At 29.5% G+C, this 21511-nt stretch carries 20 protein-coding genes; 3 read left to right on the top strand and 17 right to left on the bottom strand.

Translation table 11 applies throughout. The annotated features are described in order from the left end of the window. Nucleotides 1–17: 17 nt before the first annotated feature. On the bottom strand, nucleotides 18–932 hold the full coding sequence (locus L2Z92_RS08260; protein ID WP_236458352.1) for a dihydrodipicolinate synthase family protein: 915 nt from the start codon (nucleotides 930–932) through the stop codon (nucleotides 18–20). Nucleotides 933–1087: 155 nt separating this feature from the next. On the opposite strand from L2Z92_RS08260, the gene L2Z92_RS08255 reads away from it, so the two are divergent. The 3 genes from L2Z92_RS08255 (at nucleotide 1088) to L2Z92_RS08245 (ending at nucleotide 4260) form a co-directional block, all read left to right on the top strand. Further along, nucleotides 1088–1951 (top strand): AraC family transcriptional regulator, encoded by an 864-nt coding sequence (locus L2Z92_RS08255; protein WP_236458351.1) that lies wholly within the window; start codon nucleotides 1088–1090, stop codon nucleotides 1949–1951. A 7-nt stretch (nucleotides 1952–1958) separates the two neighbouring features. Further along, on the top strand, nucleotides 1959–3245 hold the full coding sequence (locus L2Z92_RS08250; protein WP_236458350.1) for a S28 family serine protease: 1287 nt from the start codon (nucleotides 1959–1961) through the stop codon (nucleotides 3243–3245). A gap of 112 nt (nucleotides 3246–3357) precedes the next feature. Beyond that, nucleotides 3358–4260 carry a metallophosphoesterase gene (locus L2Z92_RS08245; protein WP_236458349.1) on the top strand — a complete coding sequence of 301 codons (903 nt, stop codon included), beginning with the start codon at nucleotides 3358–3360 and terminating at the stop codon, nucleotides 4258–4260. A 17-nt stretch (nucleotides 4261–4277) separates the two neighbouring features. On the opposite strand, the gene L2Z92_RS08240 is transcribed toward L2Z92_RS08245, so the two are convergent. The 16 genes from L2Z92_RS08240 to L2Z92_RS08165 all read right to left on the bottom strand — a co-directional run bounded on the left by L2Z92_RS08240 (nucleotide 4278) and on the right by L2Z92_RS08165 (nucleotide 21406). Further along, nucleotides 4278–5750, bottom strand: a complete 1473-nt coding sequence (locus L2Z92_RS08240) for a 2OG-Fe(II) oxygenase (RefSeq protein WP_236458348.1) — start codon at nucleotides 5748–5750, stop codon at nucleotides 4278–4280. A 16-nt stretch (nucleotides 5751–5766) separates the two neighbouring features. Beyond that, nucleotides 5767–7278: a polyamine aminopropyltransferase gene (locus tag L2Z92_RS08235; RefSeq protein ID WP_236458347.1), complete on the bottom strand. Its 1512-nt coding sequence runs from the start codon at nucleotides 7276–7278 to the stop codon at nucleotides 5767–5769. Next, nucleotides 7271–7486, bottom strand: a complete 216-nt coding sequence (locus L2Z92_RS08230; RefSeq protein ID WP_236458346.1) for a DUF350 domain-containing protein — start codon at nucleotides 7484–7486, stop codon at nucleotides 7271–7273. Before L2Z92_RS08230 ends, L2Z92_RS08235 begins: the two co-directional genes overlap by 8 nt. Nucleotides 7487–7494: 8 nt before the next feature. After that, a complete protein-coding gene (locus tag L2Z92_RS08225) occupies nucleotides 7495–7680 on the bottom strand; it encodes a hypothetical protein (RefSeq protein ID WP_236458345.1) in 186 nt (61 codons plus the stop codon). Continuing rightward, nucleotides 7681–8901, bottom strand: a complete 1221-nt coding sequence (locus tag L2Z92_RS08220) for a DUF4178 domain-containing protein (RefSeq protein WP_236458344.1) — start codon at nucleotides 8899–8901, stop codon at nucleotides 7681–7683. A gap of 1 nt (nucleotide 8902) precedes the next feature. Then, a complete protein-coding gene (locus L2Z92_RS08215; RefSeq protein WP_236458343.1) occupies nucleotides 8903–9265 on the bottom strand; it encodes an S-adenosylmethionine decarboxylase family protein in 363 nt (120 codons plus the stop codon). Between the two features lie 55 nt (nucleotides 9266–9320). Beyond that, a complete protein-coding gene (locus L2Z92_RS08210; protein ID WP_236458342.1) occupies nucleotides 9321–9653 on the bottom strand; it encodes a 2Fe-2S iron-sulfur cluster-binding family protein in 333 nt (110 codons plus the stop codon). A gap of 65 nt (nucleotides 9654–9718) precedes the next feature. Next, nucleotides 9719–10777, bottom strand: coding sequence for an NAD(P)/FAD-dependent oxidoreductase (locus tag L2Z92_RS08205; protein WP_236458341.1), 1059 nt, complete (start codon nucleotides 10775–10777; stop codon nucleotides 9719–9721). Nucleotides 10778–10859: 82 nt separating this feature from the next. Next, nucleotides 10860–11099, bottom strand: a complete 240-nt coding sequence (locus L2Z92_RS08200) for a NifU family protein (protein ID WP_236458340.1) — start codon at nucleotides 11097–11099, stop codon at nucleotides 10860–10862. A 3-nt stretch (nucleotides 11100–11102) separates the two neighbouring features. Further along, nucleotides 11103–12245, bottom strand: a complete 1143-nt coding sequence (locus L2Z92_RS08195; RefSeq protein WP_236458339.1) for an Mrp/NBP35 family ATP-binding protein — start codon at nucleotides 12243–12245, stop codon at nucleotides 11103–11105. 158 nt (nucleotides 12246–12403) lie between these two features. After that, the gene (locus tag L2Z92_RS08190) at nucleotides 12404–13705 is read right to left on the bottom strand and encodes a TolC family protein (protein ID WP_236458338.1); all 1302 of its coding nucleotides are present in this window, start codon (nucleotides 13703–13705) and stop codon (nucleotides 12404–12406) included. After that, nucleotides 13698–16124, bottom strand: a complete 2427-nt coding sequence (locus L2Z92_RS08185; protein WP_236458337.1) for an ABC transporter permease — start codon at nucleotides 16122–16124, stop codon at nucleotides 13698–13700. The genes L2Z92_RS08190 and L2Z92_RS08185 overlap by 8 nt, the downstream gene beginning before the upstream one ends. A 19-nt stretch (nucleotides 16125–16143) precedes the next feature. Continuing rightward, nucleotides 16144–18567, bottom strand: a complete 2424-nt coding sequence (locus L2Z92_RS08180; protein WP_236458336.1) for an ABC transporter permease — start codon at nucleotides 18565–18567, stop codon at nucleotides 16144–16146. Nucleotides 18568–18626: 59 nt separating this feature from the next. Beyond that, nucleotides 18627–19427, bottom strand: a complete 801-nt coding sequence (locus L2Z92_RS08175; protein ID WP_236458335.1) for a GIN domain-containing protein — start codon at nucleotides 19425–19427, stop codon at nucleotides 18627–18629. Between the two features lie 11 nt (nucleotides 19428–19438). Continuing rightward, a complete protein-coding gene (locus L2Z92_RS08170) occupies nucleotides 19439–20140 on the bottom strand; it encodes an ABC transporter ATP-binding protein (RefSeq protein ID WP_236458334.1) in 702 nt (233 codons plus the stop codon). A gap of 27 nt (nucleotides 20141–20167) precedes the next feature. Then, nucleotides 20168–21406: an efflux RND transporter periplasmic adaptor subunit gene (locus tag L2Z92_RS08165; RefSeq protein WP_236458333.1), complete on the bottom strand. Its 1239-nt coding sequence runs from the start codon at nucleotides 21404–21406 to the stop codon at nucleotides 20168–20170. Nucleotides 21407–21511 lie beyond the last annotated feature (105 nt).

Here is a 21511-nt window from a genome sequence, read left to right as displayed (position 1 = left end):
TTTAATTAATAAACAAACTATAAACTTTTATAATCGGGTAATTGAGGTCTGTTTTTTAACCCCTCCGTTATTATATTTTGTACTCTTTCTCTTTCTGCACCTATTAATTGCAATCTTGGAGCTCTAACATATTCTGTACCTATTCCTGTTGCAACTTCTGCTAACTTTATATTCTGAACTAATTGAGCATTAATATCTAATTCTAATAATGGTAAAAACCATCTGTAGATCTTCAATGCTTCATCTATTCTTCCAGCTTTCGCTAACTTATAAATAGCAACTGTTTCTGCTGGAAAAGCATCTACTAATCCAGCTACCCAACCATCAGATCCCATCAAAATACTTTCTAAAGCCAAGGTATCAACTCCAGAAAGGATTTTTAACCTATCTCCAAAACGATTTTTTATTCTTGTTACATTTGAAATATCTCTTGTAGATTCTTTAACCGCTTGTATGTTATCAAATTTTAATAATTCGTCAAACATATCAAGTGTTACTTCTATCTTATAGTCTATTGGATTATTATATACCATTATTGGTAATGATGTATTTTTAGCTACTTCTGAAAAATAAACTACAGTTTCATGATTTGTTGCATTATATCGCATTGGAGGAAGCATCATTAGACCTCTTGCTCCATCTTTTTCAGCTTTATTTGCTGCTTCAATAGCTCCACGGGTAGTTTGCTCTGCAACATTCATAATTACAGGTACCTTTCCATCTACTATTCGAACTGTTTCTCGAACAAGTTCGCGTTTTTCTTCATCTAAAAGAGTACTTGCCTCTCCTAATGTTCCTCCAAGAATAATACCCTCTACACCTGCTTCTAATTGTGCATTAATATTTACTTGGAACATTTCTAAATCTAACTGATCTTTTTCTGTAAATTTTGTGGTAACTGCTGGCATTACCCCTTTCCATTGAACACTCATATCATTTGTTTTATGCAAAGATATCCTGATTAAAAGAGGGCTACTTTGATTATATTAACCCAAATTGATACTATATTACCCTGTTGTATCATATAAAGTAGTTTTATTGACTAATATTTAATAATTACTTTATATTTGAATAGATTTTTTTCATTATGAAAGTATTTCCGTTTAAAATTCCAAAAACAAAAGATGAGACACTAATCTATCAAAGGGACGAAGAAATTATCCTCTATGATAAGCTTCATCAGCATGAAGAAATTCAGATTAGTTATATTGAAAGAGGAGAGGGTACAATTATTATTGGCGATACTATTTCCGAATATAAAGATGGAGACATTCTTATTTTCGGAAGCAACCTACCTCATGTATTAAGAAGTGAACCAAGAGATCCTGATGAAAACCCATATAGCTTAGTTCATTCTATTTTTTTTACTCCAGAATCTTTTGGAGAATTATTGTTTAATTTTTCTGAATTTAAATCGATTCAACCTTTATTTAAAGAAATTAAAAATGGTTGTAAAATAGATACTAACACTGAAAAAATTAGAAAATTAATTCTAAAATTTTCAAAAGAGAATAATTTTAACCGCTTTATTCTTTTTTTTAAAATAATTAAGCTGCTTACTAAATCTGAAAAAGAATCTCTTTCAAGTTTTAGATACAACAAGCTTATGACTGATACCGAAGGAAAAAGAATGCAAATAGTGTTCGAATTTGTTATGAATAATTTTCATTCGAATATTTGCCTTGAAGAAATTGCTAGTATTGCTAATATGTCTAAAAATGCATTTTGCAGGTATTTTAAAACACGAACAAATAAAACTTTTTTTCAGTTTCTTATTGAGTTGAGAATTGAAAAATCTGCTAAACTATTATTAAAACAAAAAGAACTTCCTGTAATTGAAATTGCAGAATTATCTGGCTTTAATAACATTTCCAATTTTAATAGAAAGTTTAAAGAAATTAAAGGTGTTTCTCCTTTGAGTTATAGAAAAGAATATGTACCTAAAAATTAAAAACAAAATGAAACTTTTAAAACCATTCCTCATTGCCGTTTTATTGGCATCTACAACATTACTATTTGGACAGAACATTGAAGGAGAAAAAATAAAATCTCGTTTGCTTGAGTTATTTCCAACCGCAAAAATTATTCCGATTGAAAACCTTGAAGGCTATTCTCAGTCTTTTGAAATTATACTAAATCAATTATTAGATCATAAAAACCCTAAAAAAGGGACTTTTGAGCATCATATTTATCTTTCTCATTCTGATTTCAACAAACCAATGATTATAGAAACTGAAGGCTATGCTGCCCGTTATGTTAAGAATGAAGTGAGTAATCTACTAAATGCAAATCAGGTTGTTGTTGAATACCGATTCTATGGAAAATCAAGACCTAATCCTGTTCCTTGGGAATTTTTAACTAATGATCAAGCCATAGAAGATTATCATTATATCGTAGGGCTATTAAAAAAACTTTATAAAAACAAATGGATTTCTACTGGAATTAGTAAAGGTGGAGAAACTACCTTAATCTATAAATCGAAATATCCTAATGATGTTACTATTGCTATTCCTTATGTTGCTCCTTTAATTGATACGCAGGAAGACATTAGAACTACCAATCATATTAATAGTGTAGGTACGAAAGAATGTAGAGAAAAAGTAAGGAATTTTCAAAGAGCACTATTATTAAACAGAGAAGCTATTATAGCAGAAATAAAGAATTATGCAACTGAAAAAAACATGACTTTTGAAGAAGTTACTATAGAAGAAGCTTTAGAGTATGCAGCCTTAGAGTTTTCATTTTCATTTTGGCAATGGTCAGGAAAATGTGAAGACATTCCAGACAATAGTGCTTCTCCTAAAGAATTGTTTGATTATATGAATGCAATTGTTGGTATTAGTTTTTATAATGATGAGACTTATCATAATTTACTTCCTTCCTATTATCAACATATTAGAGAATTAGGTTATTATGGCTTCGATTTTACTCCTGTTGAAGATTTATTACAAATCGTAAAGAGCACTTCCAACAAACGTTTTGCTCCAAAAGATGTTAATTTAGATTACAACCCAAAATATATTAAAGAAGTTAGAAAATTTGTTGAAACAAAAGGAAATAAAATCCTTTATATATATGGAGGTTACGATACTTGGGGTGCTTGTTCTCCTACTCCTAAAGAGAATTTAGATGCTCTCAAAATGGTATTACCAACAGGAACACATAGAACAAGAATAAAGCACTTTCCTAAAGCAGATCAAGAAAAAATAATGGCTACTCTAGAAAGATGGATGTCGGCTAAATAATCCAAAGCAACGATTAAAGCTCTAAGCGTGAAACTACATTTAGAGCTTTTTCATTTTATCAAGAAAAAAATGTATTTTTGGAAGTAAAGTAAGAAAACACAACCTAACAATCATGTCTTCCCAAAATCGATTAAACAAAGCCTATAAAGCAGCCCAAAGAATCTCGTTTACTAATGACGATAAATTTATTTTATTTAGCGATTGTCATCGTGGTGACAGTAGTTTTGCTGATGATTTTGCAAACAATAGAAACATTTATTTTCATGCACTTAATCATTATTACAAAGAAGACTTTTCATACATTGAACTAGGTGATGGTGATGAATTATGGGAAAATATCTTTTTTAAAGATATTTTTGAAGCCAATAAAAATGTTTACCTCCTACTTCAACAGTTTTTTAATACTAAACGATTACACATGATTTATGGCAATCATGATATGGTGTATCGTAATGAAAATATTATAAAGAAAAACTTAAGTCACTATTTCGATCAAAGAAAAGGAGAAAAAGTGCCACTATTTCCAAATATAAAATACCATGAAGCCTTAGTTTTAATTAACAAAGACAACCATAATCAAGAATTATTTTTAACCCATGGCCACCAAGCCGATTTTATGAACTATGTAGGTTGGAAAATTAATCGTTTTCTAGTTAGAGTACTTTGGAAACCTTTACAAGTCTGGGGAATAAAAGACCCTACAAGTCCTGCGAAGAATTATATTGAATTAATAAAGGTTGAGGAAAACATAAAAGAATGGATTGCTAATAACAATAATAAAATTACCATTACAGGCCATACTCATAGGCCTCGTTTTCCTAGCCCAATAGAAAATGCTTTACATTATTTTAACGATGGAAGTTGTGTGCACCCTAGAAGTATTACAGGGATTGAAATCGTTAATGGCACTATTGCTCTTATTAAATGGTTTATTGATACTAAAGAAGATGGAACACTTCAAATTGTAAAAGAGGTTTTAGAAGGACCTTGTCGATTAGAGGATTATAAATCTTAACTTATAAATTGAATGCTTTATTTCAAACTCCATCTTTTAATTGTTCCATCAAAAGAACCTGTTAATAATGTTCTATTGTCTAATAATTCAATTGCTTGTACAAAATTTTGATGCTGAAATTCAGAAATCAGTTCGCCCTCTCTATTCCAAATTTTAACTTTATTATCTTCTCCACCAGTTACAAATTGCCCATTATTAAGCCACTTTATTGTTCTAATTATTCCACAATGAGCGTTAAAAATCAATTCTTCTTCTATTTCAAAATAATTATTTAATTTTCTAATAGTAATATCTCCATTTAAATTTCCAGATAGTAAACAACTCGTTTCTTTATTAAACTCAAGACTAATTACGGGGTGGTTTTCATGAAAAGTTATAACTGATTGATTCAACTGTAAATTCCATAATTTAATTGTTTTATCCTCAGATGCAGAAATAACTATTTCATCACTAATTCTAATTAATTTCCAAACCCAACTTTTATGCTCATTAAACACTTTTAAAACCGTTCCTTCAAGAGTAACAATTTTAATTGTATTATCTCCACCACTAGAAACAAAAGTAGTGTCGTCTAATTTACAAAGAGACAATACAACTGCATTATGAATCTTTATCTCTCTAAGTATAGTGTAATTCTTCCAAACAATTATAGATTGATCTCTAGAGCCAGTAATAAAAGTATCTGAATTAATTTTTTCAATTGACAAAATGGAGTTTCCATGTCCTTTTAGTACTTGTTTTAGTTTTCCATCAACACTCCAAACTTTTATCTCTTTATCTCTTCCTCCACTTAAAACAGCATTTTCATCAAACTTCAAAAGTGACCATATATATCCTAAATGCCCATAAAATGGTGGTTTTTCAATTTTAAAAAAGTTTCTCGTATATAGAATATCACTTCTTAAAACAAATTTCTCACCTTTCAATAAAGTTTCACCTTCATGCCAAACATTGTGATCAAAAACGATTAAATCCCCCAGTTTCGGTATATAAGAACCCCAAATTTCAGTTGAATCTTTAGATCTATAAAACAATGTCTTACCTCCTTCAAATTCTGTAGCATTATTCAAATAAATCATAAACGTTAACTTGGATTGTGTCTTTTCGTCTTGATGATATATCCCATCAAGATGTCTATTGAAATATTGGTTTAAGGAATATTTACAAAAACGAATTCTATTATTTAATTTATGTAAGTGCCATTTACCATTTTCAGATAAAATACCTGTATTAACTTCAATCGTTTTTGGTAAGTATGGCTTTACTTTTTTAAATAATTTTTCAGAAAGTTCATTATCATCAATAACATACCTCTCATTGTTTCTGTAATATGTTGGATAATTAACAATTGCTTTTTCAAATGACTCTTTAATTTTTGGATTTAAAAGCTGTTCACATTCATCCTTAGAAAATAAAGAAGTAATAACATAACAAGTAAAATTTGGATCTGGCAGAATATTAATAATTGTATTTGAAGGTTCCTTTTTCATGTTTTATTAATAAAAATTAATAACTTCCCCATTCTTTATTAAAATAAGCAACCAACTTTTGATTATTTAACTTATTCACTTCAACATCTGTAGTTATCATGTCTTTTGAAAACTGTGTATACTTTTCAAAAGAATAATCATAAAATTTTAAGTCTTCTATTCTTCTATGCACTTTTTTTTCAAAGTTGAAATTTGTTGTTAAACAAAAACCCCATTCCCCAAATGAAGGCAAATAAACATGATAGGGGTAGACATTTTTAAATTCGGACTGAATGGTTTTATTAACACACCAAAACGATTTTGGAGCAAAAAAAGGAGAGGTAGACTGCACCACGATTACCGCTTTTTTACTTAAAATTTGTTGTAAACTATTATAAAAACTTGTCGTATATAATTTACCTAGACTAAAATTTGATGGATCTGGGAAATCAACAATTACTACGTCATATTTTTTATTTGCTTTTTTATTAACCCAAACAAATGCATCTTGGTTAATAATTTCAACTTTTTTGTTTTGCATGGAAAAACTATTCATTTTAGTGAATAGATTATTCTCTTTAAACAAATTGGTCATTTCAGCGTCTAAATCGACTAATGTGATTGTTTTAACCTCTTTATACTTTAGAATTTCTCTAGCAGCTAATCCATCTCCACCTCCTAAGATCAGTACATTATCTACTCTGTCTGCGAATGACATCGCTGGATGCACTAACATTTCATGATAACGATATTCATCGAAAGTACTAAATTGTAGGTTGTTATTTAAATAAAGATTGAAGTTCTTTCGCTCATGAGTTAATACAATGCGTTGGTGCTTTGTTGTTGTTGAAAAAACAATATTTTCACCATACAGACTCTTCTCTGAAAACGATAATATTTTAGAAGAAAAAATGAATGCTATAACTAAAATCGACAATGAGAAAAAACCTTTTACTTTTAGAAAACGCACATTTTTTATTTCTTTCTGAAGGATATAGCACATTAACAAACCTGTTCCAATATTTACAATTCCGAAAACAATAGAGGTTTCAATAAGTCCTAAATAGGGTATAAAAAACACTGGAAATAAGATTGATGCTAATAACGCACCGATGTAATCAAATGTAAAAACATTAGAAACCAATGTATTAAACTTGAATTTATCTTTAAGAATAATCATTAAAATAGGTATTTCTAAGCCCACTAAACACCCAATTATAAAGACAATAAAATACAAATAGAATTCAAAAAAATCTACTTTATTAAAAATCAAAAACAATAATGGAGCACTTAATCCTCCAACTAATCCAATTAGAATTTCTATTTCTACAAATCGACTGATGAGATTATTACTATTGAAAAATTTTGAAACATAGGAACCAATTCCCATTGAAAACAAGTAAATACCTATTATCAATGAAAACTGCGTAACTGAATCACCTAACAAATAACTTGCTAGTGTACCTGCAACTAATTCATAAATTAAACCGCAAGTAGATATTATAAAAATTGTTACAAGAAAAAGGTATTCATATTTAATTTTAACCATGAATTGCCATTCCTATGATAAAAGAGATTCCTAAAATAAAAGCACCCAAAACAATAGCTAATGCTGTGTTTTTATTCTCAACAATTTCTTTCCATGATTTTTCTGGTGTAATTTTCTCAATTATGAAATAACACATTAATAAAATTATAAACCCTAAAACGGAATATATAATTGAAGCTAGAATTGGTTTAAAAAAGAATTCATCCATGTTTATGATTATTTATGATTATAACTATTTGAATTATAGATTCTACTTGATCGTGTTCGTTTTTCTTTTTCTATTTTTTCACAATTACATATCCTATTTCCTGACATTGTAGAAAATAAATAGGTTGCAATTACGAACACTACAACTAATAGTGGTAATTTATTATTGAAAATGTACTGTTTAAATGTATTCATCTACTCTTTTTTATAAGGTGAATAATAACTATCTTCCCATCTACGACTTTCAAAACTATTTTTAATAAAATACAACAGAGCTCCTATTGCAAGGAATATAAAAATAGTAACATATAAATTCCAATTATCCGGTTTTCCCCAATATATTTTCACATTTAGAGAAGTATTATTCGTATCTGTTTCGTCTTTATTTGAAAGAATCATTATTTTATATTTTCCTTCACTCACTCCACAGATATTGAACTCGTCATTATTGCTCCCTTCTGTCCAATTCTCTCCTTCTGAATAACCGTGATAATATTCTAAATCTTTAGTAAAATAAACTGTTTCATCAGTTTCTTGATTAATAAGAGCAAAATCTGTAGTCATCCAAGAGTTATCTACATTAGAAAGTACATCAATACTTAAAGGAGCTATCGGTCCTTTAAGCTCAAACACATCTGTATATAATTCTTTTTTATTCACTTGGTTTAAATCAAAAACATCTTGATATACCAATTGTTCTTTACTTTGTGAATAAAAGAAAATATGAAGAGCTGTAATAGCTAGAATAGCAATTATAAAAATCGTAAAAACATGAGTTAGATTATAATAAAAAGGTTGGACCATACCTGTCCCTTCTCTTGCTCTTAAATTATCTATATTAAATATTTTTTTTATCTTGTCTCGACTTATATGCTCTCCGTGATAATATTTTTTTTTATCATCATGTTCAATAGATAGACAAAATGGAGGATTTATATATTCTTCATAATGGCTAAAATTGGAATCGAATTTATAATTAAAAAAACCACAACGATAGGATTCTTGTGATTTCCCTGTTTCATACTTTCTATATTCAATTCCTTTATAGGTTAAACCAGTACTTTTAGTAATTTCTTTAGTATCTATCTCTTTTTCAAGAATCCAATGTCCACAGTCTTCAATTAGAAAAAGTCTTTTATCCGAAGGTGAGATTAAATTATATTCAAACCAAATCTCATTTTCTTTATTTTTTCTAGAAGAAAAACTAACAACAGTATATTCTTCTTCATTAAAAACACCTTTTGCTCCAATTTTTAAAAGTGATGGAAATGCAGTATTGGATTGTTTATCTAGAAAATTATTAATTCCATTATCAAACTTATAATTACTATGACACGAAAAACAAGTATAGTATTTATAGATAAGATTAAACGAAGTAGTTACCTTAGTATTACAATTAGCACAAACTATTTCCATATTATCTAAAAATTTCGTTAGATGAAACAATAGTGGCTTCAAAAAAAGTTGCCATTTGATTTGAAATAGCTCGCACTTTTTCTGTGTTATCTCCCGAATAATTACACAAATAAACATCCATCGTAATTCGGTTAATTTCAGGCCAAGTATGAATACAAATATGAGATTCTTTTAAACAAATAGCTGTTGTAAAACTATTATTATCAAAAACAAAGTGAGATTCTCCAACTTTTTCAAGGTTATATTCCAACAATAAACCATCGATAAAATGAATACAAGCTGTATAATTTAATAATCGTTCTTCTTTCCTAGATTGAAGTGTTTGTAGAATATGTAACCCTAAAATAGACTCTTTTTGTAGCATTTATCACGTTTGTATACTTCTTATACGCACATTCTTAAAAAAAGTTACAAAAATTTTATTGCTCTGGTGCAATTTCTATTTCTAGTCCGTCTAATTCTTCTACAAGATGAATTTGACAACCTAGCCTACTATTATCTTTTACATGATAGGCTTCAGAAAGCATCGCTTCTTCGTCATCATTACGTTCTGTTTTTAAAACATCGTTTAAAAGGTAACATTGACATGAAGCACACATTGCCATTCCTCCACATACACCAATAGTTCCTTCTTCTGCTAATTCATAAGAACGAATTAGCTCCATAACATTCATATTCATGTCGGTTGGAGCTTGTACTTCATGTAAAACTCCGTTTCTATCAGTAATTTTTATGGTAATGTCTTGTTGCATATTATTTCTAATTTAGATTTGTCAACTTTTTAAAAGTTGACAAATCTATAAAATCTTTAAGTAAACTAATCTATTGCTTTAACAACTGCTTTTTCTGCTTCTTTACGTGTTCCATCAAAGCCATCTACTCCAGAAACGGTTGTATACTTTAATACATATCGTTTTCCAGGATTTAACTTATTGTATACACTTTGACACATCAAGGTTGCTTCGTGAAAACCACAAAGGATTAACTTTAATTTACCTGGATAGATGTTAACATCTCCAATAGCATAAATTCCGTCAATATTTGTTTGATAATCTAAAGCATTATTAACTTTGATTGCATTTTTTTCAATCTCAAGTCCCCAATTTGCAATAGGCCCTAATTTTGGAGTTAATCCGAAAAGTGGAATAAAATAATCGGTTTCTACATTCATGCGAGCACCATTCATCTCGATATCCAATGATTCTATACGCTCACTTCCTTTAAAGCCAACAATCTCAGCAGGAGTAATTAATTTAATTTTCCCTTCAGATTTTAATTCTTGCACTTTCTCTACAGAATCTAATGCTCCTCTAAATTCATTTCTTCTATGTACTAATGTAACAGATTTAGCCACATTAGACAAGAAAACACTCCAATCTAAAGCAGAATCTCCACCACCAGCAATTACGATGTTTTTATCACGATATTTTTCTGGATCTTTTACAAAATAATCGACACCTCTATCTTCTTTCTCATAGAATTCAATGTCTTTCAACAAAGGTTTTCTAGGTTCAAATGTTCCTAGTCCACCTGCAATTGCAATTGCTTTTGCTTTATATTCTGTCCCTTCTCTTGTAGTAACAATAAAAGTTCCGTCTTCTAATTTATTAATGGTTTCCGCAGTTTCTCCAAGTGTAAAACCAGGTTCAAATTGTTTAATCTGATCCATTAAATTAGTCACTAAATCTCCTGCTAATACTTCTGGATAACCAGGAATATCGAAAATAGGTTTTTTAGGATATAATTCAGCCAATTGACCTCCTGGCTGAGGAAGAGCGTCAATTATATGACATTTTAATTTTAATAATCCAGCTTCAAAAACTGTAAAAAGTCCAGTTGGACCTGCACCAATTATTAGTATATCAGTTTCAATCATTTTTTATAAGTTCCAAAGTATTAAGGTCACAAATTTGCAAAGTTTTTTTGGCTTTACACATGACTTTTATCATATTGAATTTTTAGGCAATATTTTCCACAGTTTCGATTTGTGGTACATATTTTTTAATTGTTGTTTCAACACCAGCTTTCATTGTGCTAACGCTTAAACTACAACTTGTACATGCTCCTTCTAAACGAACTTTAACGTGTTTATCGTCTATTACCTCAACTAGTGAAATATCTCCACCATCAGAGTTTAAAAAAGGTCTTATTTCATCTAAGGCTTTTTCGATATTTACTATAATTTCTTCTTTATTCATGTCTTACTTTCCTTTAACAGCAGAACAACCTGCCATTGTAGTTATTTTAATTGCTTCTGTAGCAGGTAGACTTTCGTTACGACTAACTGTTTCTCTAACTACATTTCTAGCTAATTCTTCAAATGCTGTTTCTAAAGGAGAGCCTGTTTGCATTGCTGCTGGTCTTCCATAATCTCCAGCTTCTCTAATACTTTGTACAAGTGGAATTTCTCCTAAAAAGGGAACATCTAAATCTTTTGCTAAATTCTTAGCACCTTCTTGTCCAAAGATATAATATTTATTGTTTGGAAGTTCCTCTGGTGTAAAATAAGACATGTTTTCAATAATCCCTAAAACAGGTACATTGATACTTTCGTTTGCAAACATGGAAACTCCTTTTTTAGCATCAGCTAAGGCAACGGCCTGAGGTGTACTCACAACAACTGCTCCTGTTATTGGTAAAGATTGCATGATTGATAAATGAATATCTCCTGTTCCTGGTGGCAAATCGATTAACATAAAATCAATTTCTCCCCAATTGGCATCGAAAATCATTTGATTTAAGGCTTTTGAAGCCATTGGTCCTCTCCAGATAACTGCTTGGTCTGGTTTTGTAAAAAAACCAATAGAAAGAATCTCTATACCATAACTTTGTACTGGTTGCATTTTAGACTTTCCGTCTATTTCGACTGAAACGGGTTTAGAGTTTTCAACATCAAACATTATTGGCATTGATGGCCCGTAGATATCTGCATCTAAAATTCCTACTTTGAAGCCCATTTTAGATAATGAAACTGCTAAATTTGCAGTAATTGTAGATTTACCTACACCTCCTTTTCCAGAAGAAACCGCAATAATATTACTTATTCCTGGAATTTGCTTTCCTTTAATTAAGTTTGGATTTTCTTCTTTTACAGGTGCTTCTACTTTTATATTTACTTTAACTTTTGCTTTTTCATACACTTTGTCGTGTATTACTTTCATAATATCTACTTCAGCTCTTTTCTTTATATGTAAGGCTGGCGTAGCTAAAACCACATCAACAACTACTTCATCTCCAAAAGTGACTACATTTTTAATTGCTCCACTTTCTACCATATTTTTTCCTTCTCCTGCAACTGTAATCGTTTCTAATGCATTAAGAATTTCTTTTCTATCTAACTTCATTATATTTTATAATTAAAGTTTAAAGTTTAAAAGCTATTGAGAACAGCTTTTATTTAAACTGAATATGAATTGCAAAGATAGGCAGAAGTTTAAAAGTTTAAAAGCTTCTCGGTTTAAACTTTGTTAATAAAAGAATAGAAAAAATTTATTTTTTCTATTTATAACTGATTGAACTGTATTAGATTCATTTTTAATTGGGTAAATTGAACTTGTAAGTTATTTTTTAAAACATCATATTCCGATGAAAGCAAATTGTTTTTTGAAGAAGCATAACTGAACGCATCTGCTTTTCCTGACGTAAACTTAGCTTGTGTTGTACCAAAGGATTCATTAGCATAATTCTCAACTTCGTTTAATTTTTCTTGTAATTGAAGATAATTGTATAAATTCTTCTTCTCTACTTCTACTTGTTGCTTTATTTTCTGATTCTCTTGTGTAATCACCAACTTTGCTTTTTCGCTTTCTATCTTTGCAACACTTACTCTTTTATTCTTTTTAAAACCATTAAAAATTGGAATATTTAATTGTAAGCCTATTTGTTGATTTTTATTATTTTCTATTTGATTACTAAACGATTCTACTGCACTATTTGGTTGATTTAATGGTTTGTAATAAAACGAAGATATTTGATAAAAAGCTGAAAGCGTAGGCAAACCTAATCCTCTTTGAGCTTTGATTTCTTTTCTGTTTTTATCATAGTTTAATTTTGCTACTGTGATTTTCGGATTATTAATTTCTTCCGAATTGGTTTGATGTTCTGTCTGTGTAATGCTTTTTTCTAAAACTACTTCTTCTATTGAAAGATCTGTAAAATTGATTAACTGAAATAGTTCGGTTTTTTGTATGATATACAATTGTTCGGTTTCTACCACTTGCTTTTCTTCCTTTGCAAATAGAAACTGAATATCGTATAGATCGCTTTTGGGTTTGCTTCCTATGTTTACTTCTTTTTGAATTCTGTCTAAATTATTTTTCGAATTAATAACTTGTTGTTTTTGAATACTTAATAACTCTTGCGTGAATAATGTTTGATAATAGCTTTCTAAAATTTGAAGTTTGTATTCGTTTTCAATTACTTCTTTGTCTGCTTTTGCAATCTCAATATTTATTTTATCTCTTTGAGTATTGGCTAGTTTATTAAAATCGAGTAGATTCATTTGAGCATTCAAATAGAAATTATCATATTGAATATTTGAACTTACTCTTCCATTGGTTGAAGGGTCAATTGTTGAACCAAAATTATAACTCTGACTTCCAAACAAGTTTACTGTTGGTAAAATTTCATTAACAAAGCTATTCTTTGCTTTCTGTGTGCGTTTTACTTCAAGCAAGTTTATTTTTATTTGAATACTATTCTCTAGTCCAATACCAATACATTTTTGTAAAGACCAAGAATTATCTTGGCCTTTTACAAAAAAACTAATTAGTAGAAAAAACGCTACTTTACTTATTTTATTCATATTTTAAATATTTTAAAACATCTACTCTTGTTGCTTTGTAAGCTCTCGAAAGCACAACAATTAACGTTAAGCTTAATAGAATTAAGAAACCTACCAAGAAAGGTACAAATGAGATATTTATTCGGTAAGCGAAATTTTCTAACCATAGTCCTAATAAATAATAAGCTGGAAACAGTGCAATTAGAAAGCCTATAACACAAAACACAATATATTGTTTAGACAGTTCTTTTAGAAGCACATTTGTTTCTGCTCCAAGGGTTTTTCGTATGGCTATTTCTTTCATTCTCCTTTGAATGGAATAACTTGCAAGTGCGAAAAGTCCGAACAATGCAATTAATACCACTACAATATTTAGTAATGAAAATAGATTTTTCATTTTTATAAACTTTTCAAAAGTTCTAGCATATCTTTTATCTACAAAATCATAGCTAAAAGGATACTCTGTATCTACTTTTTTCACCCAAAATTTCTCAATATTACTGATGGTTTGCTCTAGGTTTTCTGGTTCTACTTTTACATAAATTGTATTCACATTTTGAAGCATCCAATCGATTGTTTTAAAATGAAAGAAAGACATGGGTGGAATTTCAGCTTGTGGACCATATAAATGAAAATCTTTCACAACACCAATAATTTTTAATTTATTCCCATTCCATTCAACCGTTTTACCAATTGGATTTTTTTCATTCATCATTTTTAATGTTGTCTCATTAATCATCATCGTATTTATAGTATCTGATGCGAATTTTTCATTAAAAAATCTTCCTTCTATAACATTAGTCTTCATCATTTCAAGCATTCCAAAATCTACCGCCATATTTTGTCCTTGAATTGTAGCATCATTATATCTAAAACTTGATGATGAAGTTGCTCCATTTCCAAATTTAAAAGCACCTGTCGAAACTTGTTTCACTCCATTAATCTTAGCAACTTCTTGCTTTATAGTATTATAGCGTGTGATTAATTTTTGTTGATAATTTTCTTCTTTATAATCATATGGATTTCTATATGAAATTTCTAAAACTTGTTCACCTTGAAATCCTAAGTCCTTATTCAACATAAACTGTACTTGTTCATAAACAATATAAGATCCAACTATAAAAAATGTTGCAATTGCAAATTGAAGAATTAGCATTCCGTTTCTTAACCATACTCCACTCTTACTTCTTCCGAAATTGCCTTTTAAGACTTTTAATGTTTCAAAATTTGACACATAAATTGCTGGAAATATTCCTGCTACAATTACTGTTATAATGAAAATTGAAATAATCTGCACATAGAATTGACTTCCGTGAATAATTAGCTCTTTCTCTAAAAAACCATTATAATAGGGCAATGATAGTTCAACTAGTACTAATGAAATTACTACAGCAAACAAAACCATTATTATTGTTTCAAATACAAATTGTTGAATAATGTTACTTTTTGTAGCACCAATTATTTTACGAACACCAACTTCTTTTGCTCTTTTTATTGCATTTGCTGTCGCTAAATTAACATAGTTTACCACTGAAAGTATTAGGATTAAAAAAGACAACCCAACCAGTATCATTAACATTTGATAGTTTCCATTTCCTTCTGGATAACCGTGTGTTACTGAATGTAACCGTGCTGAAGCTAAAGGCTCTAGTATATTATTAATTGACCCGTATAGTTTTATATATTCTTCCGTTGAAATGCCCTCATTTTCTGCTTCTCTTGACATTTTATACTTGAAGAATAACTGATTTAATTTCCCTTCTACTTTTGTTTTTTGAGATGGATCTTTCAATTTCAATAATAATCCGAAATTAAAATTCCCCCATTGATCACTATTTGCTTCTAATTGCTTATCAATTATATTGGTCACTACTTCCGGAGCAATGGATGATTTTTTATTTATTTTATAAACTCCCCTAACTACTAAAGTTCTACCAGAATATTGTACTTCTTTTCCCATTGCTTCATCTTCCCCAAATAGTCGTTGAGCAACTTCTTCTGAAAGCGCAATACTTGTATTGTCTTGAATCGCTGTTTTTCCGTTACCTTTAATAAATTCAAAAGGAAAAAAATCAAAAAAGTTATTTTGTGCGTCGAATATTTTTTCGATTAACTGTTTCTCACCTTTATAGGTTATTATTTCGTCATAATACCATGTGTTAAAATAACAATGCGATTCTACTTCTGAAATGTCTCCTAAATATTTCCCTAACGGACTTGCAGTATATCCCCAAACTAAATCGTTACCTAAGTCACTAACAACTTGATGTACTTTATCTTTTTCAGGATTCCAATCGTTATAACTTTGTTCATCATTCCAATATAACGTAGCAAATATTAGTCCTGCAATTCCAATACTTAATCCTAAAATATTAAGAAAAGTGAAGAGTTTGTTATGTCTTATATGATGCAAAAGAAGGTTTGTCCAATTTTTTAACATAATTTATTTTTTAAATTAATTATTCGTATTTTAAGTATTTCAAAACATCTACTTTAGTTGCTACAAAAGCTCTAGAAAGCACTACTAGTAATGTTAATGCCAATAAACTGACAAAACCGACAATGAAAGATGTTAATGGAATTTCTATTCTATAAGCAAAGTCTTCCAACCATAAATTCAGTAGATAATAGGTCGGAAACAATGCTATTAAAAACCCTATCACACAAAAAACAACATATTGTTTAGAAAGTGTTTTAAGTAAGGTATTTGTTTCTGCACCAAGTGTTTTTCGAATTGCAATCTCTTTCATTCTACTTTGAATAGAATAGGTTGCTAAAGCAAACAATCCGAACAGAGCGATAAGAATAACAATGACATTTAATGCCGTAAACAAGTTTTTCTGTTTTACAAAACTACTATATGACCTTTTGTATTCTTTATCTACAAAATCATATGAAAAAGGATAGTTTGAATCCACTTTCATTTGCCAAAAATGCTCTATATCTGTCAAAGCTTGCTCCATCGTTTCTGCTTCAACATCAACATAGATATTGTTTAAAGTAGCTATGAACCAAGGAATCGTTTTAAAATGAAAAAAGGACATAGGAGGAATTTCTTCGCTTGGATTTCCTAAATTAAAATCTTTCACAACACCAACAATAATAGTTTCTTTTCCATCCCAATCTACTTTTTTCCCTATTGGATTTGGCTCGTTCAACATCTTTAACGCTGTTTCATTAATTAGCATCGAATTAATAGTATCTTGAGCATATTTCGGATCGAAATATCTTCCTTGTACCATTTTTATTTGCATCATTTCAAGCATTCCAAAATCAACTGGAATGTTATTTCCACTAATACTGATGTCTTTATATGTATAGTCTATTGTTGTTGGAGCACCACTACCAAATTTAAAAGCACCACCAGCTACTTTCTTAACTCCCTTTATTTTTAGAAGTTCGTTTTTAATAGTTATGTATTTATCAAACCTAATCTTATTCGTTATTCCATCTCCACCTATATTTCTATACGATATATTTAATATTTGATCGCCTTTAAAGCCTAAATCTTTCGTATTCATGTAGTCTATTTGCTGATAAACTATATAAGATCCTACAATAAAAAATGTCGCAATTGCAAATTGTAATATTAACATTCCATTTCTTAACCACACTCCTGCTTTACTTCTATTAAAATTTCCTTTTAACACTTTTAGCACTTCAAAATTGGCAACATAAAGAGATGGAGAAACACCCGCAGTAAATAAGATTCCTATAAAAACAATTACTAGTTGTATAAATATTTGTTGAAATTGTATGTTGATATTTTTATCTAAAAAAGAATTATAAAAAGGCAATGTTAGTTCTACAATTACTAATGAAAGTAACATTGAAAATGACACAATTATAATCGTTTCAAAAATGAATTGAATTACTATATTCTTTTTTGAAGCTCCTAGAACTTTGCGCACTCCTACTTCTTTTGCTCTTTTCATTGCAGTAGCAGTAGCCATATTTATGTAATTAAAAATTGACAAACATAGAATTAAGATACTTAATCCCATCATTATAATTAGAAACTGATAATTTCCTTTACCTTCTGCTAAACCATTTGTTTTTGTATGCAAACGTACTTCAGACAAAGGTTCTAATGATACTTTTGTTGCTCCATACTTCTCGATAAATTCATCTGTAGAAATACCTCTTTGTTTTGCAAAACGTACGGTCATATTATCATGATACAACTCTTTTATTTTTTTTAGAATTTGATTTTTAGAATTCGCATTCTTCACTTTCATTAACAAAACAAACTGATAATTACCCCATTGATCAATATGTTCTTTAATTCTAGTATCCATGAAATTGACTACACAAGAAGGTTGATACGATGCATTATTATTTATTTTATAAACACCTCTCACTCTCATTTTCTTATCTCGAAATGTAACTTCTTTATTCAATGCCGATTCATTACCAAATAATTGCATTGCCAATTCTACTGATAAACAAATACTATTTTCATCGGGCAACGCTGTATTTTTATTGCCACTCACAAATTCAAAAGGAAAGAATTCAAAAAAGTTTTTTTGAGTAAAAAGAACCTTGTCCGATTGAACTTTCTTGCTCTTAAACCGAATAATATCATTAACATAATCTCCGTCTAAATAACAATAAGAGATTACCTCATCTGTTTTTTTAATCAAATTAGAGCCAACGGCAGCAGAACCTGATGTCCAGAAAATATTCTCATCTACTTGATTTACCAATAAGAAAATAGTGTCTTTGTTTGGATTCCAATCATCATAGCTTTTTTCATCATTCCAATATAAAATAGCAAATATTAATCCTGCAATACCAATACTTAACCCTAGAATATTTAGAATGGTAAACAGTTTATTATTTTTAACATGGAATAGAAATATATGTAACCAGTTTTTTAACATAACAGTTCGTTTTTTATTTAATCTGAAAAGAAACTCAGATTGAATGATGATTTTGATGATTATTTACCTCTTACAGCACCCGAAGAACTTTCTTCTTTTTTAACTTCAGATGGGTTTCCATAATAGTTTATTGAAGCGCTTGATGATGCTTTTGCTTCGATTGATTTTGTTACTTTTAAAACAATAGCTGCAGACGAACTCGCTTTAAGGATTGCATTTTCGACTGTAAATTCTTTTAAATTACATTTTGATGAACTACTTGCTTTTGCAGAAATTGTTGTTGCTTTCCCAGATAAATTCACATCGCTTGAACTACTTGATTTTATTTCAATAGAAGTTGCAGTTACATTTCCAGAAAAATCGCCACTAGATGAAGCATCAATAGTAACATCTGTAGCCTTAAAATTTCCTGAAACACTTCCAGAAGAACTCACTGTAACATCTAAACTTGTACTTGCGTTAGTGTTTTCAATTGTAACATCAGCAGAGGAACTTGCTTTTATAGCTTCTAAATTTGGACCTGAAACTGTAATTTTCAGTAGCAAAAACTCCACTCCATTTACCCAACTTACATTTTTACCCTTTGAACGCCTTTTACTCTTTCCCTCATTTTTATAGTCTTTTGTATCAACATATAGTTTTAAAGTTCCATTTTCAACTTCAGTTTTTACATATTTTAAGTTTTCTTTATCATCTGTTTCTACTTTTATACTTTTTGTATTGGAAACTTTATAGGACACATCAATTGCGTTTGATACTTGCAACTTATTAAAATCTGTTACATCTCTATTTTCAATCACTTGTGCAACTGAAAATACACAGATTAAAAATGATGTTATAGTGAAAATTATTTTAGTCATGATTGTTTATTTTAAGAGATTAACACATCTACTTTTTTAGAATTATTTCTTTCTGAAAGCACCATTCCATCTTTCATAATGATTGTTTTCTGAGAAAAAGAAGCATCATAATCAGAATGAGTTACCATTAAAATAGTTGCTCCTTGTGCATGTAAATCGGTTAATAATTCCATTACTTCATTTCCGTTTTTAGAATCTAAATTTCCTGTTGGTTCATCGGCTAAAATGATTTTTGGGTCGTTTATCAATGCTCTTGCAACAGCTACACGTTGTTGTTGTCCTCCAGAAAGTTGTTGTGGATAATGTTTTAAACGATGAGAAATTCCCAAACGTTCTGCAATTATTTCTACTTTTTTCTTTCTTTCTGAAGCTGCAACATTATTATAAATTAAAGGCAATTCAATATTATCATAGACTGAAAGTTCATCGATGAGATTAAAGTTTTGAAAAACAAAGCCTATATTTTGTTTTCTAACTTTAGCTCTTTCTTGTTCTTTTAGTCCTAACATTTCCTGACCTAATAGTTGATAGCTTCCTGTTGATGCACTATCTAAAAGACCTACAATATTTAAAAGTGTCGATTTTCCACTTCCTGATGGCCCCATAATAGTTACAAATTCTCCTTGATTGATTGCGATTGAAACCTCGTTTAATGCTTTTGTTTCTACTTCTTCTGTTTGAAACACTTTTGAAAGTTTGTTGATGTTTATCATAATTTTTTTATTAGTAATTAACTTTTTCTACTCTTCTATATTTAATTCTTCTATATTTTCATAATCTTTATAGGAAGATGTTATCACTTTATCTCCAGATTCTAATCCTTCTAAAACTTCATAATATAAAGGATTCTCTCTTCCTAATTTAATCGTTCTGCGTACTGCTTTGTTTCCGTTTACAACAAAAATCCATTTTCCAGACGTTTCTTGATAAAAGCTTCCTTTTGAAAGCACTTTGGTTTTTGTTTTCTCAGATAAATTGATTCGTACTCCAAAAGAAATTCCTTGATTTAATTCTAAATCTTCTTTTTCCATAAAATTAAGTTCTACAATAAATCTTCCATTCTTCACTTCAGAAATTACTTTTGAAATTTGAATTTTTATCGTTTTACCATTATGATCTACAGAACCTGTTTGACCTTCTGCTACTTTGTTCAAATAAAACTCATCCACATCAGCTACGAGCTTATATCCCTTCATTACGTCTATTGTTCCAATACTATTACCTTGTGTAAATGTTTTTCCTAAAATAGGCTCAAATGAAGACAGTCTTCCTGAAAGTGGTGCTGTTATTAAGAAATTATTTTTATTCTTTCTTAAGATAGACAAACTCTGATTCATAATACCTATTGATTGATTCAGTTGACCAATCTGAATTTTATTCGCTTGTTTTTCCTTAGTTACACTTTGTTTTATAATATCCATTCGTTCTTTCTGAAAACGATAATTCTCTTGTGTTACCGTCCATTCATTTCTAGCAATTATTTCTTGTTCAAATAATTTTTTATTTAAGTCGTATAAATTCTTTGCATCTAGAAAATCGTGTTCAATAGCAATTAAATCTTTGGCTAAATTTAATTCTTGATTTCGTAAGTCTAATTTGGCTTTATTTAGATTATTTATCTGCTCTATAATTGATGTTTCTTGTTGCATATATGTTAACTCAGTATTTGGGTTATACAAACGGACTAACGGCTGTCCTTTGGTTACCAAATCTCCATTCTCTACATAAATTTCTTGAACAGCACCACCTTCAATTACGTTAACTAACATTGAATGTAAAGGAGTTACTTTTGCTTGAAACAATATAAAATCTTCAAAAAAATCTGAAGAGACCGTTTTTACAGTAATTTCAGCCTTCTTTACATTGAAACTTCTCTTCTTTGTTACAGAAACAAATATCAAATAGCCTAAAACTATGAGTATTGGTAATGCTAAAAGTAACTTCTTTTTACTATTTTTACGCTTTATGACAGTGTCCATGCTTTAAATTTTCTAGATATAGTGGCAATTTCATGCCAAGGATTTAAAAATCACAAAGCACTACATAACAATTACTTACATTTAAAAAACAAAACTTAATGTTCA

Source organism: Flavobacterium jumunjinense (assembly GCF_021650975.2).
GTDB classification, from domain to species: domain Bacteria; phylum Bacteroidota; class Bacteroidia; order Flavobacteriales; family Flavobacteriaceae; genus Flavobacterium; species Flavobacterium jumunjinense.
Note: the sequence above shows the minus strand (reverse complement) of the source record. Positions and strands in the feature narration are given on the sequence as shown.

Bases quoted from the DNA above. Each gene is read 5' to 3' on its own strand.
- L2Z92_RS08200 (WP_236458340.1), bottom strand. From the start codon at position 11,099: ATGAATAAAGAAGAAATTATAGTAAATATCGAAAAAGCCTTAGATGAA.
- L2Z92_RS08225 (WP_236458345.1), bottom strand. From the start codon at position 7,680: ATGAATACATTTAAACAGTACATTTTCAATAATAAATTACCACTATTA.
- L2Z92_RS08245 (WP_236458349.1), top strand. From the start codon at position 3,358: ATGTCTTCCCAAAATCGATTAAACAAAGCCTATAAAGCAGCCCAAAGA.
- L2Z92_RS08220 (WP_236458344.1), bottom strand. From the start codon at position 8,901: ATGGAAATAGTTTGTGCTAATTGTAATACTAAGGTAACTACTTCGTTT.
- L2Z92_RS08230 (WP_236458346.1), bottom strand. From the start codon at position 7,486: ATGGATGAATTCTTTTTTAAACCAATTCTAGCTTCAATTATATATTCC.
- L2Z92_RS08180 (WP_236458336.1), bottom strand. From the start codon at position 18,567: ATGTTAAAAAACTGGTTACATATATTTCTATTCCATGTTAAAAATAAT.
- L2Z92_RS08215 (WP_236458343.1), bottom strand. From the start codon at position 9,265: ATGCTACAAAAAGAGTCTATTTTAGGGTTACATATTCTACAAACACTT.
- L2Z92_RS08240 (WP_236458348.1), bottom strand. From the start codon at position 5,750: ATGAAAAAGGAACCTTCAAATACAATTATTAATATTCTGCCAGATCCA.
- L2Z92_RS08175 (WP_236458335.1), bottom strand. From the start codon at position 19,427: ATGACTAAAATAATTTTCACTATAACATCATTTTTAATCTGTGTATTT.
- L2Z92_RS08235 (WP_236458347.1), bottom strand. From the start codon at position 7,278: ATGGTTAAAATTAAATATGAATACCTTTTTCTTGTAACAATTTTTATA.
- L2Z92_RS08190 (WP_236458338.1), bottom strand. From the start codon at position 13,705: ATGAATAAAATAAGTAAAGTAGCGTTTTTTCTACTAATTAGTTTTTTT.
- L2Z92_RS08255 (WP_236458351.1), top strand. From the start codon at position 1,088: ATGAAAGTATTTCCGTTTAAAATTCCAAAAACAAAAGATGAGACACTA.
- L2Z92_RS08250 (WP_236458350.1), top strand. From the start codon at position 1,959: ATGAAACTTTTAAAACCATTCCTCATTGCCGTTTTATTGGCATCTACA.
- L2Z92_RS08185 (WP_236458337.1), bottom strand. From the start codon at position 16,124: ATGTTAAAAAATTGGACAAACCTTCTTTTGCATCATATAAGACATAAC.
- L2Z92_RS08205 (WP_236458341.1), bottom strand. From the start codon at position 10,777: ATGATTGAAACTGATATACTAATAATTGGTGCAGGTCCAACTGGACTT.
- L2Z92_RS08195 (WP_236458339.1), bottom strand. From the start codon at position 12,245: ATGAAGTTAGATAGAAAAGAAATTCTTAATGCATTAGAAACGATTACA.
- L2Z92_RS08170 (WP_236458334.1), bottom strand. From the start codon at position 20,140: ATGATAAACATCAACAAACTTTCAAAAGTGTTTCAAACAGAAGAAGTA.
- L2Z92_RS08210 (WP_236458342.1), bottom strand. From the start codon at position 9,653: ATGCAACAAGACATTACCATAAAAATTACTGATAGAAACGGAGTTTTA.
- L2Z92_RS08165 (WP_236458333.1), bottom strand. From the start codon at position 21,406: ATGGACACTGTCATAAAGCGTAAAAATAGTAAAAAGAAGTTACTTTTA.
- L2Z92_RS08260 (WP_236458352.1), bottom strand. From the start codon at position 932: ATGAGTGTTCAATGGAAAGGGGTAATGCCAGCAGTTACCACAAAATTT.